Origin of the sequence: Pseudoalteromonas sp. bablab_jr010 (genome assembly GCF_016464105.1) — a bacterium.
Taxonomy (GTDB): domain Bacteria; phylum Pseudomonadota; class Gammaproteobacteria; order Enterobacterales; family Alteromonadaceae; genus Pseudoalteromonas; species Pseudoalteromonas simplex.
In genome coordinates this window covers 1-1569 of sequence record NZ_JACDWV010000033.1, presented here as the reverse complement: position 1 = coordinate 1569, position 1569 = coordinate 1, and the positions used below count along the sequence as shown (strand labels likewise).

Annotated in this window: 1 protein-coding gene; it reads left to right on the top strand. The window is 43.8% G+C overall.

The features are described from left to right. Window positions 1–394: 394 nt before the first annotated feature. Window positions 395–1336: an IS110 family transposase gene (locus tag JIG37_RS01185; RefSeq protein ID WP_199528428.1), complete on the top strand. Its 942-nt coding sequence runs from the start codon at window positions 395–397 to the stop codon at window positions 1334–1336. Window positions 1337–1569: the final 233 nt, after the last annotated feature.

Here is a 1569-nt window from a genome sequence, read left to right as displayed (position 1 = left end):
CCCCATGCCGAACTCAGTAGTGAAACGAAACAGCGCCGATGATAGTGTAGCAGCTGCTATGTGAAAGTAGGTCATCGCCAGGCTCCAAATAAGAGAAAGCCCGATTCGAAAGAGTCGGGCTTTTTTGCGTTTTAGCTGTCAGTTTTCAGCCGTCAGACGTCAGTTGAAATGTGGGGTTGTTTAGTGCAGAGTCACCCTTAGCACAACAACCCCCGTAGGAGATGTATGGACTCCTCCCCCAAATAGGGTGAGTACGGTATAAAGAGATTGGACAATTACTTTTACCAATAAGGAATCCATACATGTCAAAATTTAACCTAATTAGCATCGACTTGGCAAAAAATGTTTTTCAAGTCGGTAAGTTTTTTATCAAAACCTACAAAGTAATAAAGCGGTGAGCAGAAAAGAGTTACTGTCGATACTCACCACTTCTCCTCGTTGTAAAGTTGTTATGGAATCGTGTGGTGGTGCTCATTATTGGGCACGTAAAGCGCGTAGTGTTGGTCATGAAGTCGTGATTCTAGATCCTCGATTTGTCAAAGCATTTAGAGTTGGCCAGAAAACAGATGCAAATGATGTTATTGCAATAGCTGCGGCTTCTTTCTCACCCAATGTTCGCCCGTGTAAATCACTGACACAAGCACAACAAAGCTTACAGTCGATAGAGCGAATGCGTGCGTTAGCTGAAAAGCAGAAACGACAGCTGGCTAATCAAATCAGAGGCTTATTACTTGAATTTGGGATTGTAATCAAGCAATCAGAATGCGCGTTTAGGCAAGCTATTCCTGAGATTTTAGAAGATAGCGATAATGGGTTAACCGCTGGTTTAAGGCAGTGTCTAGCTCAGTGCTATGAATTATTTAAAGCGCAATCAACATTAAAAGAAACATTAAATGAGTTACTGACAGGTTTGGTAAAACAAGATGAGCAATGTGAACGCTTACTGGAACTTGAGGGTGTCGGGCCTATCACAGCGGTTGGTTTATTAATAAGCTTAAGTGACACAACCCATTTTACGAGTGGACGTAACGCGGCAGCCAATGTTGGTGTCACCCCTCGCCAACACTCAAGTGGTGGAAAAGTACGAATAGGTCATATAGCCAAATACCGTGGCGAGATAACATTACGCAGCCACTTGTTTCTGGGAGCCAGGGCGGTCATCAGTCAGCTAAAGCATCGAGAACCAAAAACGAAAAAAGAACAATGGCTCAAAGCATTAGTTGAAAGACGGGGTGTGAAGTGTGCCGTCATTGCATTAGCAAATAAAACAGTTAGGACAGCGTATGCCATGCTGAAAAAGGGCACGAGTTATGAACCCAGTTTACTAGCCAATTAATATTTAGCCTTCGATAACAGAAACAACAGTATTGACCAAGAACCTGCGTTAAGCGGTTAGACCCACCCTTGATAGCCTGTAAAGTGCCTGGCGTGTTAAAACACCGAGTAGGAGAAGAGGCACAAGGGCGCGAATACATCAAAGGGCCGAGGTAGCTCCTCATTATGAGCCCGCATATAAGCACGCAGTCTGACAAAATTAACGAAGGGTATTGTGCAATAGGAGGAGTCCAT